Genomic DNA, 15,167 nt, shown 5'->3' with positions numbered 1-15,167 from the left:
AAGAGCTACCCATGAAATTTGTGGATATTGCATTCGTCATACCTCTCAAGGAAGAGTTTGACCGGCTTGTTTCAACTTTTCCAGTTATTCGCGACCATGTCGATGGCACTCAGTTCTGGGTAGAATTGGATCTTGGATCAAGTGGCTTCACTTCAATAGCGATCTTGCAAGATAGTATGGGTAAGGCTGCGGCAACAAGAGCCACTGAAATGCTACTCTCGCGCTACGATATTGGCGTGATAATGCTTGTTGGAATTGCCGGCGGCCTAAGTGGCGATGTTGCGATCGGCGACGTCTGCTTTAGCGGGTCAATATTTGATATACTTGAAAATGCGAAGGTGTCTGACACCACTAAGGGCAAAATAAAAATTGAATACAATACTTTACCATTTAAAACCGACAGCCTCCTATCTTTTTCTCTAAAGTACATATCGCTGCCGAACCAAATGAAGAGTGCATTTGAGGATTGGCAATCCGACCAATATTATAGCGCGGCATCCCTGGTTCCGGGAGAATTTATAGGAAGAAAAGATAAAAACGAGAAAATATCAATTCCTCAGATCCATGAGGGAAGTATTGTCTGTGGATCAGTCTCAAAAAGCGATATCTATAAGAGTAACATCTCGAATTTGGATCGAAAATTACTTGCCGTCGAGACAGAGGCCGGGGGCGTATTTGCGTCCGCCGAGAGGCGAAATGTCCCTGCGGTGGCAATAAGAGGGATCTGTGATTATTCAGATAAAAATAAAAATAAGCTGGAGGAACAAACTGAGGGCAACACTAGATGGATTGCTGCAGCGAACGCGGTGACCTTCATCCACATGCAACTGTCAAATCCACAATTGCACCGCTTTCTTGATGCTCGGCGAGAGGCTTTCAACGGAATCAAGGAGGCGACGGATAAGGCAAAAGCGCTTTTGGAACTAGTCCCCAGCGCGCTTACACTAGTCCGATCCGAGATTCACAGCCAGTTGGCACAATTGTCGCCTGAATATCAGGGCAAGCCCATCGGATACCGGCTTCCCTTGCCGCGAGTGAAGTACGCGGCCTCGAATGCCACCGTAAGTCCCAAACTTAAAAACTTCGACCCAATAAACGTCCTTGAGGCCATTACTACCCATAAAACCATATTTTTGACGACACCGAAATCTTATCCCGACAACGGGTTACCTTGGCTCGTCGCCGCAGAACTCAGCTTGATAGAAATTGACGATAAGCAAGTCATGCCCGTCGTCATTGACGGCGCGGCGATAAAACCTCCAAGTGGATCACTACGGAAACAACCCAACGTGGACATCGCATCGCTTGATGAGCAGGGATCGTGCACATTAGTATTCGTAATTTACAACTTCGATGGTGCATCAAAGTCTCGCTCAGACTACCTCAGGTCGCAGATGGATTTATACAAGACCGCCCATTTTGTGCTGATAGCGAAGAACCTTGCCGACTTAAATGAAAACACGACGCTTATGCTTTCGACAGCCGCTGAGAAGTTTGAGCTTTGTGAAATTTCCTTCTCAGAATTGTCTACATTTTTTAAACGAACCTTCAATCTCGAAGATCAGCAGGCCGGAGTACTTACGCTTCGGCTGCAAAATATGTTCAAGAAGTTCGATCTGAACGCTCATCCCAGTTATTTTGCCGGGCTTGGAAATGAAACCCTTACAAGTTTGCTGAAAGCGAACAGGCGCGCCGAACTGCTGCAGATAGCGGTCGGTGGTTTTTTGAGCTTTGTGGTTGCCGGCGACAAAGACGATGTCGTTCTTAGTCGAACAACGCGCGAAACATTTTTGAAAAAGTTTGTCTATAACACTGTGTTCCTCAAGGAACGCTTTGACGAGCCAAGCCTGGTAAATTTCGTGAAGAATTTTGCTGCCGAAAAAGATTTTGATATCGACAGCATACTTTTTATCCGCAATTTTCAAGACAAGGGAATACTCCATTTCGAAGGTGGATTCGCAAAGATCTCTTTGCCATTTATTGAATCTTATCTTCTTGCAGAAGAACTTGCGGGGCGACCTCAGGATGCCCTTCGCTATTTTAACGTAGATGACGACGATTTCGACTATCCAACTTTTGATGTGTATTGCGAGCTAAATGTAAGTCCTGAGATCACAGAACGAGTAGTCGAAAAAATGACTGCAGCGCTTGATCGGGAACGCGGAGCAAAATCGGAAAAGCACATACTTTTGACGAATCAACTACGCCCAACCTATGTTGATCACCCTGAAAAACTAAAGTCTCTGCAAACACAGTTGGAAAAGGCTGTCTCAGATGTTGTTACAAACCGAGGCAACAGCTCTGAAAAGCAGAAGATTCTTGATATCGCGGAAAAAGTTGAGAGTGAGGCGCGCCAATTTCATGAGCACAAACCGGTCGATGAAGAGTCCGAGCGGGCGATCAAAAACAGCGACGATCTTGAGCAATTAGTGAGGCTCTGGAACGTTGCAATTGTTTTGCTTGGTGCAGGCTCCGAAAAGTTAGACCGAAAGCCCAAAAGAGAACTGTCTCGGCTCATCGTAGAAACGAGTAGTCTGGTGATTGACCGCCTATTACGGGCATTTCCCACCACGCAATTTGACGATTTGAAAGTTCACATCTCTTCCGACGACAGTATCAGAGCACTGTTCTCGATTCAGCCCGATGCGCCGATACTGGATAAACAAAAGGAGTTGGTCGCTGCGATCGTTGATGCCTATGAATTCTCGCTTGTTGGCTACCCAATTCGGGCCGTGTTAGAGCAATTAGGCAACTTAGCCAGCCAGCCGGTGTTACGCTCCAGCGTCTCCAGTGTGTCCCCGGAAGACCCAATGGAGAACCTTATTGCGAGAATTTGGGCAGCTGAAATTGACGCCGCCAAAGAAAAAAATAGCCTGTTGAAGGCCATCAATAAATTACCCCCTGCACAGTTTCTGAGGATCTCCTTATCCACATATTTTATGACGAGGGTGTTTTGGAACCATTGGCAGCCGGAAAATCGGCTTGCCTTGCTTGATGCTGCTGAAGAATCTCTTAAGCCTCTCAACCAAGGCATTAAAAAAGGCGAGTTTCAAAGGATGATTAGCAAGGGCAAAGACAGATCCTAGTAATATAGATAGCTCGAATCATACACGAAAGAACGCGTAAAATGGCTTCCAAAGCAAAACCGGAAGAACCTGCTCCGAATGATGACATAGATTACACGGCAGCGCTTAATCATGCTTGGAAATACTTTGAGCTTCACGCAAATCAGCGCATGACGCTCTTCAATTTTTTTTCAGCGTTCTCTGGACTTATCGTGGCAGGAATTGGCGCAACCTTACAGGCATCTTCGAAATACGCCTTTGCTGGAGCCGGACTTGGGCTAGTACTCACCGCAGTCTCTTTGATATTTTGGAAATTAGACCAGCGCGCCTCTTTTCTCGTGAAGCATGCAGAGGATACTCATGCTTCGATTGAGGCATTCGCCTTTAAAAAATTCAGACTATTTACTGATGAACCTGAAAAATATCGTGCAGCGTCAAAGTCAGGCGGTTGGTTGATCGGCCCCTGGACATATGGACAATCATTCAGGTTGTTATTTAGTCTAATGGGGCTCTCGGGATTTTTGGCTGCGGGATTTTCCATTCTCCGACTCGCAGAAATTGTGTAACTCAGTCATAGCTTAATTCAATGGCGCCGCGCGCTGTCTACAACTTTCCACCACTCAAAAAGATAGATGCCGCCAGTGATGATGACCAGCGTCATAGCGAGCGTAACGATGGCGACGAAGGTACCGTTGCGGGTGGAGGTTCTTCGTCGCAAAAGAGTCGGTGGAGAAGGACACATGTCTAGGGCGCATCGGAGCGACCTTGCGGTCAGTCGCAAACAATGCCGTAGATTTCGCGAGATTGGTCCAACTGTTCTTTCGGGCCGGCCAGCAGCAGCGGACAAGCCGTGTAGTCTCCCTTCACTTTCCCATTTTCGGTATAGAGCCAGTCGAAAATATCGGATTTCTCGAACTCGACGCGATCACCTTGCTTGATGTTGCGGATGTATTCCGGCGTATCGTCAAGCAGAGCGGTGAAATGGTCACCTGATGCCTCGATCTGATAGACCCACATGAATTCTACATTCTGCGCCATCTGGTCAGTGGTGAGTGCCACGTCCTTGCCCTTGTCCATGAAGCCCAGCTTGAGGCTGTAATTTTCGGTTCCGGGCGGTGGATTTCGCAGTTTCTCGAGGAAGCCATCCAACTCCCTTTGGGACTTCTCATGGGCTTTGGCCATGGCCGGATCGCCGGGCGCGATCGACTGGACGTTTGGATTGTCGGTGGCCAGAGCGAGTTCGGCGGGAATGACGAGAATGGATAGTGCAAGCATTGAGAAAAGTGAAATGACGCTGCGCAACATTCGATAGGCCCAAAATTTTTGTTACTATTCCGGCCCAGCATAGCTATCTGGGGTTGATTTTCAATATTTGGTTTGGATTTGGAGCGCTGCTGGTTTCGCCGCCATCGGCCAGTGAATCTGGTTTGGGATCGGTCCGCAATGCTGATTTACAACAGCGCAGAAAATAAAGATTGAAATCGGCCCCGCCCACAAACCTTTTATCCGGTCAAACTGTTCTCGCTCCAAGCTCTCTGTGGTAGGCAACCCAAAAGCGCCAATCTTGCGCGCAACAACGTACGTTCTCGATATCGAAGGTAGGCGCTAGCATTGAAGGTTTACCGACCAGAGATCGATGGCTTAAGGGCCATATCGGTGATCGCGGTTATTCTTTATCACGCCGAGTTCACCGTTGCCGGCCACACCTTGCTTCAGGGTGGATACATCGGCGTCGATGTATTTTTTGTGATCAGTGGCTTCCTGATTTCCCAGATTTTGCTGACAGAAATCGAAGCGACGGGGCGGATTGATTTCCTTAAATTCTATACGCGGCGTGCGCGAAGAATTCTGCCTGCGTTGTTCGCAGTTGTTTTCGTGACAATTCCCTTCGCCTATTTCCTTTTATTGCCATCGGAACTCCTGGATTACGCGAATTCCATAGGATCTTCGCTGCTATTTGGATCGAATATCTATTTTTATTTTACTGCGGCCCAGTACGGGGAGCCGGATACCCTTCTCAAGCCCTTTCTTCACACTTGGTCGTTGAGCGTCGAAGAGCAATTTTATATCGGCTTTCCGCTCCTATTGCTGATTACGCGCCGATACTTGAAATCAAGGTTTTTGCCGTGCGTGCTGCTCATGGCAGCCTTAAGCTTTGTATTCTGCGTGCTAACGGTACGGCATGATCAGCAACAGGCCTTCTACTCGCCGCTCACCAGGGCTTGGGAACTCCTGGCCGGGACACTTCTCGCCTATCACCAGGTGAGACATGGACGAGCGCGCCCGCGGCCGTTGCTCGCCGCGGCCGGGCTTGTCCTCGTTCTTGGTTCGCTCATCCTGTTTAAAAAGGACACGGTTCATCCTGGCCTGCTCACGGTGATCCCAGTCATCGGGACCTGTCTGGTGCTTGCATTCGCCAGTCATCAGAATGCAGTCGGGCGCCTGTTGGCTTCTCGGCCTGCGGCACTCACCGGATTAGTATCCTACTCTTTATATCTGTGGCATTACCCGGTCTTCGCCTTCGCGCGGCTGACAAGCCTGGATTTCAACAACGGCGATAAGTTTCTTGCCGTTGCAGCGACGGTCTTGGTGGCGGTCGTCAGCTTTGTCGTCATCGAAAGGCCCATTCGCTACACCAGGAGAAACCGCGCCTTCTGGATCTACCTGAGCTCATCAGTTGTCACCATCGCGGCCGCTGTCGTGTCGGCAATCACTATGGCCGGTTTTCCTCACAGGCTGGATCAGGTCTATCCACCTCTCGCGCAGGCGAACGAAGCACGGTTAGAAAGCACTTTTCTAAGCTTGAACAACAACATTCAAGCCGGGAAGCCCGTTATCTTCATCATCGGGGACTCGTTTGCCAGAAACTGGTCAGTCGCGCTGAAAAACTACATTGATGCCGATCGATATGAAGTCGTGGCAATCAGCTACTTAAACTGCATGGTGGAGATCAAGGACGATAGTGTTAAAGCCCCTTCTCGCGCCAGCATTTACGATAAATACTGCATTCCCTTTGAAAAATATATCAACGACAAGTCATTGCTCAGCCGAACGAAAGCGATTTTCCTCGCGAGTCAACGGCCTTTCGAGTACACCGTCAACCCGTTCAGGTTTGAGCTTCTTTCCTGGATGAAAAGCCATTCGGATGATGCGAAAATTTTCGTTTTCGGAAATTATTACCAGCTGGACCGGTTGCACTCGTGCCTGGGGCTCATGTTTCAGACAAAATCCGATGCCTCGACGTGCCTGCGATTGGCGACCTATCCGCCGGCCAACCAGCCTATAGCGCAGCTGCCTTTTTTCCCATCTGATCTTGCATTCAACTACGTCGATATCATCAAGCTTCACTGCGATTACGACAAGGAGAAATGCCTCACCAGCAGCGGGGGTGTTCCGTTCATGACAGACTGGGGCCATCTGACAGCAGAATTTCTGACGACCTTGCTTGGTGACATTCTGGAAAAGAGAGCCGCCGACCTGCGGGGCAGCGGTCTCCTCGATTTCCTGGTACTGCCGCACGCCAGGCAATCCGAACGAACTGCAAGTTCTGAGCCGCACGCTGGTCCCACGTCTTCCGCTTCTCCATCAAATTAAGCGGCCTGACGCCGGGAACGACGGTGAACCTGGTGTTCAAGTCTGGACTTCCCGCATAGCCCATCGTCTCGATGAGTTGGTTCTCATTGCGATTGAGGAAATAGCACCTCCGAATTATCGAACAGGGAGTACGATTGTCGTGGTTCTCACTTAGGCTGAGCCGGCAATACCGCGGCATCGGAACCCGGTCGGGGCTGCCGACGCACACTTTGAACTTGGACATCCCCTCGGTCGGAGGCTAGTCATCGCTTCTCTCTCTTCGCGCCAAATCAAAAGCTTAGCACTGGATTTGCGGGTATGAACGTAACCGGTGCTCCACGCCCACGTTGTCCGCGCCGCCCAAATCTGCGATCGCCTTTCCATGGACGAGCAACGGGAGTTTTCTACGTGGAACTGCGTGCTGCATAGCAGGCACGATCTCTCACCCAACCGGATGATTGCAATCACTGGTTCGGACTATAGTTTAGAGCGGGTTTCCAGCAACTCCACGCCGAATAGTCGTCGATTGGGGCGCGATCTTCGCGTCGAACTCCTTTTTTAAAGATCATGCCCGAACAAGCAGATGTGGCTGGTGTAAAGGAACCGTCATGGCTGGAGCAGCCTTGATCGGTCCGATTGGGTAACGACATGCGCAAAACGATAGCAGTCGGCCTGGCCGCCTTGATCGCCATGTACTTTCTCGGCGGCATCAGCGCGAGACATGAGATCTTTCCTTGGCCGCAACTTTCCGCGCTGAAGAAAATGGAGGTTGGAGAGAAGGCGGCGGCTCCAAGCCGTTATACTTTCGACGACAAGGAACGACTGATCGGGGATGAATTAAAAACGCCTGTGTCCTGCCCGACTCAAACTGATCGAACTGCTGTCTTACTCATTCTTGGCCAATCGAACGCGGCCAACGACGGTGGCCAACGGCACCGGTCGAATTATGGCGGTCGCGTTGTAAACGCCTTTGACAAACGGTGCTTCATCGCGGCGTCGCCACTTCTTGGATCGACCGATACCAAGGGAGAGTATTGGACGCTTCTTGGGAACAAATTGATCGCATCGGGACAGTATGACAGCGTCATCCTCGCGCCTCTCGCCTATTCCGGATCTGAGGTCGCACGGTGGGCGACAGGCGGTGACCTCAATCCAGTGCTGGTCGATACAGTGAAACAGCTTCAGGATTCCGGTTACCGGATAACGAACGTCCTCTGGGTGCAAGGAGAGAAGGACCTCGTTATGGGCACCACTGCGGAGGCCTATCAGGAATATTTCATGTCGATGGTTGACACATTGCGTCAGCACGGCGTCGCAGCACCCGTTTACATTTCGATCGCATCGAAATGCCTCGAACCGAGCAACGGCGGATTCAAGGCGCATATTCCAGACAATGCGATAGTACGGGCGCAACTGGCCCTGTCAAAAAGTGGCCACGGTATCCGAGAGGGCGCAAATTCTGACGCCTTACTCGATGGAGAGGACCGCTACGACGATTGCCATATCGGGGGCACAGGCGCGGAGAAACTGGCGCAGGCCTGGCTGAACCTTCTGGGCGGCGATCACCGCCACGAAGGAGTAAACATGTAACTCGCAACACTGAACGGGAACAGCACCAACATAGCAATGCCAATGATCATGGGCAGAGGTTCCGTATGTCTTGCCCATGCAGGGCGAACGTTGCCAGAAGGTTGGATAGCCCGTATCCTCAACTCGCCGAGCTTCCGCATCCCCTCGTTAGGAATTTGTTGACCATAAGCTGGCTTTACTGAGCGGGATGGATGCGGAGGTTCCCGCCCGTCGTCGAGTGTTTGGTGTGGGCGGGATTGTTGGCGTTGACGTATTCACTACAAGATTTGTCAGGCGGAATTGCCACACTCCTGTCGCGTGCCGAACGCTTCGTCGCGCAGACCATTCTGCCGGCCCTGTTTGCGCTGCCGGCACTTCTCGGCTCTGCATCATTTGCCTCAGCTGAAGATCGTGCCCTGAAGCTGTTCTTTACCCATACGGGCGAGAAGGCCACGATTACCTATAAGCGCGACGGTAAGTTCGATCCGAAGGGCCTTGCCCAGATCAACCGGTTTCTGCGCGATTGGCGAAGGAACGAGCCGACCCGGATGGATCCCCGGCTGCTCGACCTGGTCTGGGAGGTGTACAAGCGCAGCGGCGCCAGGGACGCCATCCACATCGTCTCCGCCTATCGATCCCCCGATACCAACAACATGCTTCGCAACCGCTCGCGCAGCACTGGTGTCGCCAAGAAGAGCCAGCACATGCTGGGCAAGGCGATGGATTTCTACGTTCCCGGCGTGAAGCTTTCGACGCTGCGTGCGACTGCCATGCAGATGCAGGTCGGCGGTGTCGGATATTATCCGACCTCGGGATCGCCCTTCGTGCATCTCGACGTCGGCAACGTCAGGGCCTGGCCCCGCATGTCCCGGCAGGAACTCGCCCGAATATTCCCGAATGGGCAGACGATGCATCTCCCGGCCGATGGCCGGCCGATGCCGGGATACAATCAGGCGATTGCGAACTACGGGAAACGTGTCAGCTCCACCGCGATCCAGATCGCCAGCACCGCGGGAGAAGACGAAGAGGTGGTGGTGTCGACCAGGTCGAGCGGCGACACCCCGGACGGCAACCTCGTGACGGCGCTTCTGCCCGCGCCGAGAAGCCGAGCCTTGAATGCGCTTGCGCTGCAGACCGGCGCGGCCGAGCGGGATGACAAACGCTCAGCTCCGGATGTTTCATCTTTTCCGGTTCCGATACCGGCGATGCGGCCGGCCGCCCTGGAGCGCGACGCAGATGTGGACGCCAAACTGCAGACGGCATCGATCGGCCCGATTGCCGCACTTCCGGAGAGACAGGCGTCTGCCTCTCCGAGCCACGCCCGCTTCCATCCCCGCATTGTTGCACCCGAGGCCTCCAGGCAGGGCGCTGATATGATCGCCTCGCTGCCCATGACCGCTGCCTGGGAAGAAGCAAATTTCCTTGGATCGACGTCCGACGCGGCGCTGATGAAATGGGCGCTGCATTCTCCCGGCGAGGTCATGGGATTGAGCGCGCCGCGCATTTCCCCCCGCACGGTTCATCGTCAGGCGAATGTCGCGACAACAGGTGAAGACATCATTCCGGTCGCCGCGGCGGACCGGTTCGATGCCAACCGGTTTACGGCGCCCCCGGAGGGCTGACCTCGATCGTCAGCTTGATGCGTTGCGCCTGTGACAAAAGCATTCGTTGAGATCATGCTGCAGAAGCCGAGCACCCAAGGCCGGTGGTCAGAAATCCATTGTCCATGCATCAGGCGCAATAGTCCCGGAGCAACGATTGGCAGCGCGCGGGGCGACATCATCTCGTTGCCGCTGGAGCCGCGTTAGCACCATGTTAGCGCGCACCATCTACTGTGGTGACAACAAGGGAAACCCGGTTATCCATTGCAACCGGGACAAGTCGAGTAGCACGAGCCCTGAGACGCCGACGGCTGACGGAGGATACATGAAACTGGTTCTAGGCAGCTCGATAGTGTCGTGTGCCATCCTGCTATCCAGCGTATCGGGATTCGCCGCCTCTGGCGGATGGCAGTCGGATGGCCAAGGCACGAGATACTGGCACATCACTCCACGGCCCGGACAATGCAACGTAAGCCAGGCAAAAAACCTGGCGCTCCGGGCCGGCATCTATCGCAGCGAGATTATACAGCAGGATGACAATGTCATCGTGCTCAGAGGTCTGGATCAATCGGGCGACCGGCGGGTGATCGGCTTCGGCAACATCAGGGGATGCCCTGAGTTGGATGGCTATGAGGATGCGCATCCCTGAGGGCATGGTCAGCGCGTCCAGCGCCACCTTCAGACGCCTCATTCAGAACTGCTGCGTATGGATTTCGGCCATAGCGCGCCTGAGGTCGTCGATGGGGTCGCCGACCGACGTCTGCGTCCCTTCAAGCTCCTTTGGCATCTTCCAGCCGGGATCAATTCCCTGCATGTTGGGCAGCTCGTGCGCAATGCCCTTATGGCAGTCGATGCAGGTCGCCTTCCCCGAAAGCAGATATTGCGTGTGGATCGCCGCGGCTCTCGGCGTCTGTTTCTGCAGGTCCATTGCGACTGCCGAATGGCAGTTGCGGCATTCGAGGCTGTCATTGGCCTTCATCCGGGCCCACTCGTTCTGCGCCAGGCCGAGACGGTGCTCAAGAAACTCCGATCGGGTGTCGATGGTGCCGAAGATTTTGCCCCACACTTCCTTCGACGCCTGCATCTTGCGAGCAATCTTGTCCGTCCAGTCATGAGGAACATGGCAATCCGGACAACTGGCGCGCACGCCCGAGCGGTTGGAGAAATGGATTGTCCGGGTCAGCTCCTCATACGGATTGTCGTGCATTTCGTGGCACGACACGCAGAACTTCTCCGTGTTTGTAAGTTCCAGAGCGGTGTTGAAGGCACCCCAGAACATAACGCCGCCAATAAAGCCGCCGAGCGTCAGCACGCCTAACCCGATCGTCGCGGCTGGCGTCGTCAATACTGACCATGCCCACAAAATGATGCGCTTCGCCCTAGCGATCATCGTCGTCACTCGCTTCCCGCGGGCTTGAAACCAAGTTCGCTCATATCTTTGAACGTGCTTGGCACCAGTGGTTTGATATCAGCCTGTGGAACGTGGCAAGCCGTGCAGAAATAGCGCCGGGGCGCGACGTCCGCGATCATCTGGCCGTCCCGCGTCATGTAGTGGGTCACGCTGATCATCGGAGCGCCGGAGTCCTGAGTGAACTCCCGCTTGTGACAGGAGAGGCACCGGTTCGCGTTGACCGAAAGCTCATAGCCCTCGATCGAATGCGGGATGACAGGGGGCTGGTCGGGATAGGCGCGCATCTGGCGGCGGTCATCGACCACCCATCTCGGGAGGACGGCGGCGGGCTCGGACTGCATTGCATCAGACGGCCCCTGAAGCTGGGGGACATTCTGGGTGACGACCTGGGCGATTGATGCCGTCGTGACGAACACCAGCAAACCCGCTGCAATGGCTGTCCATTCGGGTCGTCTCAACCGACGACGGGGAGAATCTTGACCGCGCATTTCTTGAAATCCGTCTGTTTCGAGATGGGATCGGTGGCGTCGAGCGTAACCTTGTTGATCAATTGGCTGGCGTCGAACCAAGGAACGAAGATGACGCCGGATGGCATCCGGTTCCTGCCGCGGGTGTCAATCCGGGTTCGGATTTCACCACGCCGCGAGACGATGCGGACTTCGGCCCCCTGGTTGATGCCGCGTTTTCGCGCGTCGTCGGCGTTCATGAAACAGCGCGCACCGGGGAACGCTTTGTAGAGCTCGGGAACCCGCATTGTCATCGAACCTGAATGCCAATGTTCGAGTACCCGTCCCGTCACCAGCCAGACATCGAACTCGTCGTCGGGCGATTCAGCGGGAGGCTCGTAGGGCGCCGCCAGGATGACTGCCTTCCCATCAGCCTGGCCGTAGAAATTCAAACCTTCGCCGGATTTCACATAAGGATCGTAGCCTTCGCGGTATCGCCACTTGGTCTCCTGCCCATTGACCACGGGCCAGCGCAGGCCCCGAACCTCGTGATAGACGTCGTAGGGCGCCAGATCGTGGCCATGTCCCCGTCCGAATGCGGCGTACTCTTCGAAAAGCCCCTTTTGGACATAGAAGCCGAAGGCCTTTGCCTCGTTATTGTCGTAGTCGGCGCTGATTTCCTCGACAGGGTACCGGTCAACCTCGCCGTTGCGAAACAACACGTCGAAAAGCGTCTTGCCGCGAAAAGTTGGATTGGCGTCCAGCAGTTCCGCCGGCCAGACCTCGTTGGTGGTGAAGCGCTTGGAGAACTCCATCATCTGCCAGAGGTCGGAGCGAGCCTCGCCGGAAGCCTGCACAAGCTGGTGCCACACATGCGTCCGGCGTTCGGCGTTGCCGTAAGCGCCTTCCTTTTCCACCCACATGGCGGCGGGCAAAATGAGGTCGGCACTCATCGCGGTAATCGTCGGATAGGCGTCCGAGACGACGATGAAGTTTTCAGGGTTGCGATAGCCGTTGTAAGTCTCGTTGCTGGTATTCGGCGCGGCCTGGACGTTGTTGTTGACCTGCACCCAGTAGAAATTCAGCTTGCCATCCTTCAGCATCCGGTCCTGCTGTACGGCGTGGTAACCCGGTTTCTCGGGAATGAGGCCGTGAGGGACCCGCCAGATCTCCTCAGCGTGTTTGCGATGCTCGGGATTGGTTACGACCATGTCGGCAGGCAGGCGATGGGCGAAAGTTCCGACCTCACGCGCCGTACCGCAAGCGGAAGGCTGACCGGTCAGCGAGAACGGACTATTGCCCGGCTCGGAGATCTTGCCCGTCAAAAGATGGAGGTTATAAACCATCTGGTTGGCCCAGACGCCTCTGACGTGCTGGTTGAAACCCATGGTCCAGAGCGACATGACTTTCCGGGTGGGATCGGCATAAAGCTCGGCCAACTGCTCGAGAAACTCCGGATCGACGCCGGTCATCGCAGCCGTCTTCTTCAGCGTGTAGTCCGAGACGAAGTCCTTGAAAGCCTCGAAATTCATCGGCTCGGTCTTGCCCGGATCGGCCGAGTTTGCGGCCTTGACCTCGATCGGATCATCGGGGCGCAGGCCGTAGCCGATATCGGTCGCGGCGCGGGCAAATTTGGTATGCTTCTGGACGAATGCCTCGTTGACCCGCCCGGTTTGAATGATGTGGTTGGCAATGTAGTTCAGGATCACCAGGTCCGTGCCGGGCTTGAAGACGATGGGTATGTCGGCCAGATCCATGCTGCGATGGGTGAAGGTGGACAACACCGCGACCCGGACATGCGGTTGGCCGAGGCGACGATCGGCGACACGCGTCCACAAGATCGGATGCATCTCCGCCATGTTGGAACCCCAAAGCACGAAGGCGTCGGCATTCTCGAAATCGTCGTAGCATCCCATCGGCTCGTCCATGCCGAAGGTTCGCATGAAGGCGACGGCGGCAGACGCCATGCAATGGCGGGCGTTTGGATCGAGATTGTTCGACCGGAAGCCGGCGCGCATCAGTTTCGTCGCGGCGTATCCCTCGAAGATCGTCCACTGGCCGGAGCCGAACATGCCGATGGCGGTCGGCCCCTTTTCCTTCAGTACGCGTTTGCACTGCGCGGCCATCACGTCGAAGGCCTCATCCCAGCTCACCGGCTCGAACTCGCCTTCCTTGGCGTAGACGCCGTTCTGCTTGCGAAGCAGCGGCGTCTTCAACCGGTCCTGGCCGTACATGATCTTCGAAAGAAAGTAGCCCTTGATGCAGTTCAGGCCCCGGTTCACTTCTGCCTGCATGTCGCCGTGGGTGGCGACGACCTGGCCCTGCTTGACCCCAACCATGACGCCACAGCCGGTCCCACAAAACCTGCAGGGCGCTTTCGACCACTTTATCTCAAGCGCGTCGATGCCTCCAGGCACCTGCTGCGCGGCGGCGGGAAGCGCAATGCCCGCGGTCGCCGCGGCTATCGCTGCTGCGTGCGCCTTCAGGATGTCACGACGGGTCAGTTCACCGGTCATCTACGCCCCCTCCGTTTCGACATGTTCGAAAACCATATTCGCGGAGATGACCCCATCGAACAGCGATATGCGCGACAGGCATTCGCCCATCATGCCTGTGCTTGTCCCTTCGATGACGATGACAATCTTGCCGCCGCCATGGCCGTGGACTTCAACGTTTTTCATCATCGCAAGCTGGCTGAGAACGCTAAGCGTCGCGGTAGGCAGCGTCGCGACGACCGCGCTCGATATGTGATAGAGCGATGGAGTTTCAGGCATTGCGACCCTCCAGTTCATTTGTGCGGGTCGCGATTGCGCCGACCGGACAGACCGCAAGGCAGGCGTCGCATCCGGTGCAGAGTTTTTCGTCGATTTCGGGAAAGAACGGCCCGCCGATCCGCGGCCGGAATCGAATTGCGTTGTCGGGACAGTTTTCGTCGCACGACCGGCAGGCGACGCCCAGCTTGGACAGGCAGGCTTCCGTCACCATGGCCGTATGAGGCACTGATGTTGACGCGTCCGCTTCGGATGCCGGGTCGGGACAGCCAAGGAACAGTTGTCGGCGCGAAAGCGCTTTTGTCTGCATGGAACGCCTCAATGACCTGGAGGCCCGGGAGGTCCAAAGACGATCTGCCACATCCAGACGGCGAACCCGTAGCTACCGACGACGCCGACGGCGATCACCGGCCAGATGCCGAAGGCAAGTGCGAAGAACGTCACAAGCTCGATCTTCCTTCTGTTCGGAGGCTGCGCGCCCGCAGAGCCGCCTTGGACCGGCTGCAACATCTCACTTCCTCTCCGCATGTCATCGCCGGCATTTTGATGCTGGCACTGCCGTGCTGAGAGTTGCATACACCGTGCCTTTGGGCACGTATGTTACGGTAACCAACGGAGCGGGTTGCCAATATGTGGCAAGTCGGGAACTGGGGCTTCGATGGACAGAGAACGCGAGCATGACGACCTGACCGCCGGGATTGACCGACCGATCGTTATTATTCTCCCCAAAG

Annotated in this window: 13 protein-coding genes and 1 pseudogene; 6 read left to right on the top strand and 8 right to left on the bottom strand. The window is 54.9% G+C overall.

Features of this window, described 5'->3' with window-relative positions:
- The first annotated feature begins 11 nt into the window (after nt 1–11).
- Together HJB89_RS22305 and HJB89_RS22300 are read left to right on the top strand one after the other, a co-directional pair.
- Nucleotides 12–3,086 (top strand): hypothetical protein, encoded by a 3,075-nt coding sequence (locus HJB89_RS22305; protein WP_221150531.1) that lies wholly within the window; start codon nt 12–14, stop codon nt 3,084–3,086.
- Between the two features lie 41 nt (nt 3,087–3,127).
- Complete coding sequence (locus tag HJB89_RS22300) at nt 3,128–3,631, top strand: hypothetical protein (protein ID WP_221150530.1); 504 nt, start codon at nt 3,128–3,130, stop codon at nt 3,629–3,631.
- 59 nt (nt 3,632–3,690) lie between these two features.
- On the opposite strand, the pseudogene HJB89_RS33830 reads toward HJB89_RS22300, so the two are convergent.
- Together HJB89_RS33830 and HJB89_RS22295 are read right to left on the bottom strand one after the other, a co-directional pair.
- Nucleotides 3,691–3,805: pseudogene (locus tag HJB89_RS33830) on the bottom strand (ABC transporter permease); the annotation flags it as partial.
- 31 nt (nt 3,806–3,836) lie between these two features.
- Complete coding sequence (locus HJB89_RS22295) at nt 3,837–4,370, bottom strand: YegJ family protein (RefSeq protein WP_221150529.1); 534 nt, start codon at nt 4,368–4,370, stop codon at nt 3,837–3,839.
- A gap of 306 nt (nt 4,371–4,676) precedes the next feature.
- Between HJB89_RS22295 and HJB89_RS22290 the strand changes: the two genes are divergently transcribed.
- The 4 genes from HJB89_RS22290 (at nt 4,677) to HJB89_RS22275 (ending at nt 10,457) form a co-directional block, all read left to right on the top strand.
- Entirely contained in the window at nt 4,677–6,659 is a 1,983-nt protein-coding gene (locus tag HJB89_RS22290) for an acyltransferase family protein (RefSeq protein ID WP_221150528.1), read from the top strand.
- A 627-nt stretch (nt 6,660–7,286) separates the two neighbouring features.
- Nucleotides 7,287–8,228 (top strand): sialate O-acetylesterase, encoded by a 942-nt coding sequence (locus HJB89_RS22285; protein ID WP_221150527.1) that lies wholly within the window; start codon nt 7,287–7,289, stop codon nt 8,226–8,228.
- 191 nt (nt 8,229–8,419) lie between these two features.
- On the top strand, nt 8,420–9,829 hold the full coding sequence (locus tag HJB89_RS22280) for a DUF882 domain-containing protein (protein ID WP_221150526.1): 1,410 nt from the start codon (nt 8,420–8,422) through the stop codon (nt 9,827–9,829).
- 304 nt (nt 9,830–10,133) lie between these two features.
- Complete coding sequence (locus HJB89_RS22275; protein WP_221132456.1) at nt 10,134–10,457, top strand: hypothetical protein; 324 nt, start codon at nt 10,134–10,136, stop codon at nt 10,455–10,457.
- A gap of 42 nt (nt 10,458–10,499) precedes the next feature.
- Here HJB89_RS22275 and HJB89_RS22270 read toward each other — a convergent pair whose 3' ends face one another.
- From HJB89_RS22270 to napE, 6 genes are read right to left on the bottom strand one after another with little or no spacing between them, the layout of a single operon-like run.
- Complete coding sequence (locus HJB89_RS22270; protein WP_311044380.1) at nt 10,500–11,195, bottom strand: NapC/NirT family cytochrome c; 696 nt, start codon at nt 11,193–11,195, stop codon at nt 10,500–10,502.
- Between the two features lie 8 nt (nt 11,196–11,203).
- Nucleotides 11,204–11,707: a nitrate reductase cytochrome c-type subunit gene (locus tag HJB89_RS22265; protein WP_221117501.1), complete on the bottom strand. Its 504-nt coding sequence runs from the start codon at nt 11,705–11,707 to the stop codon at nt 11,204–11,206.
- Nucleotides 11,674–14,181, bottom strand: coding sequence for a periplasmic nitrate reductase subunit alpha (gene napA / locus HJB89_RS22260; protein ID WP_221150525.1), 2,508 nt, complete (start codon nt 14,179–14,181; stop codon nt 11,674–11,676). The genes HJB89_RS22265 and napA overlap by 34 nt, the downstream gene beginning before the upstream one ends.
- Nucleotides 14,182–14,439, bottom strand: a complete 258-nt coding sequence (locus HJB89_RS22255) for a chaperone NapD (protein ID WP_221150524.1) — start codon at nt 14,437–14,439, stop codon at nt 14,182–14,184.
- The gene (locus HJB89_RS22250; RefSeq protein ID WP_221117504.1) at nt 14,432–14,746 is read right to left on the bottom strand and encodes a 4Fe-4S dicluster domain-containing protein; all 315 of its coding nucleotides are present in this window, start codon (nt 14,744–14,746) and stop codon (nt 14,432–14,434) included. The genes HJB89_RS22255 and HJB89_RS22250 overlap by 8 nt, the downstream gene beginning before the upstream one ends.
- An 8-nt stretch (nt 14,747–14,754) precedes the next feature.
- Nucleotides 14,755–14,946, bottom strand: a complete 192-nt coding sequence (gene napE / locus HJB89_RS22245; RefSeq protein ID WP_207581425.1) for a periplasmic nitrate reductase, NapE protein — start codon at nt 14,944–14,946, stop codon at nt 14,755–14,757.
- Between the last annotated feature and the right edge of the window lie 221 nt (nt 14,947–15,167).

Source organism: Rhizobium sp. NZLR8, from assembly GCF_019685025.1.
Taxonomy (GTDB): domain Bacteria; phylum Pseudomonadota; class Alphaproteobacteria; order Rhizobiales; family Rhizobiaceae; genus Rhizobium.
This window is presented reverse-complemented; position numbering and strand designations above follow the sequence as displayed.

Bases quoted from the DNA above. Each gene is read 5' to 3' on its own strand.
- HJB89_RS22305 (WP_221150531.1), top strand. From the start codon at position 12: ATGAAATTTGTGGATATTGCATTCGTCATACCTCTCAAGGAAGAGTTT.
- HJB89_RS22300 (WP_221150530.1), top strand. From the start codon at position 3,128: ATGGCTTCCAAAGCAAAACCGGAAGAACCTGCTCCGAATGATGACATA.
- HJB89_RS22295 (WP_221150529.1), bottom strand. From the start codon at position 4,370: ATGTTGCGCAGCGTCATTTCACTTTTCTCAATGCTTGCACTATCCATT.
- HJB89_RS22285 (WP_221150527.1), top strand. From the start codon at position 7,287: ATGCGCAAAACGATAGCAGTCGGCCTGGCCGCCTTGATCGCCATGTAC.
- HJB89_RS22280 (WP_221150526.1), top strand. From the start codon at position 8,420: ATGCGGAGGTTCCCGCCCGTCGTCGAGTGTTTGGTGTGGGCGGGATTG.
- HJB89_RS22275 (WP_221132456.1), top strand. From the start codon at position 10,134: ATGAAACTGGTTCTAGGCAGCTCGATAGTGTCGTGTGCCATCCTGCTA.
- HJB89_RS22265 (WP_221117501.1), bottom strand. From the start codon at position 11,707: ATGCGCGGTCAAGATTCTCCCCGTCGTCGGTTGAGACGACCCGAATGG.
- napA (WP_221150525.1), bottom strand. From the start codon at position 14,181: ATGACCGGTGAACTGACCCGTCGTGACATCCTGAAGGCGCACGCAGCA.
- HJB89_RS22255 (WP_221150524.1), bottom strand. From the start codon at position 14,439: ATGCCTGAAACTCCATCGCTCTATCACATATCGAGCGCGGTCGTCGCG.
- HJB89_RS22250 (WP_221117504.1), bottom strand. From the start codon at position 14,746: ATGCAGACAAAAGCGCTTTCGCGCCGACAACTGTTCCTTGGCTGTCCC.
- napE (WP_207581425.1), bottom strand. From the start codon at position 14,946: ATGTTGCAGCCGGTCCAAGGCGGCTCTGCGGGCGCGCAGCCTCCGAAC.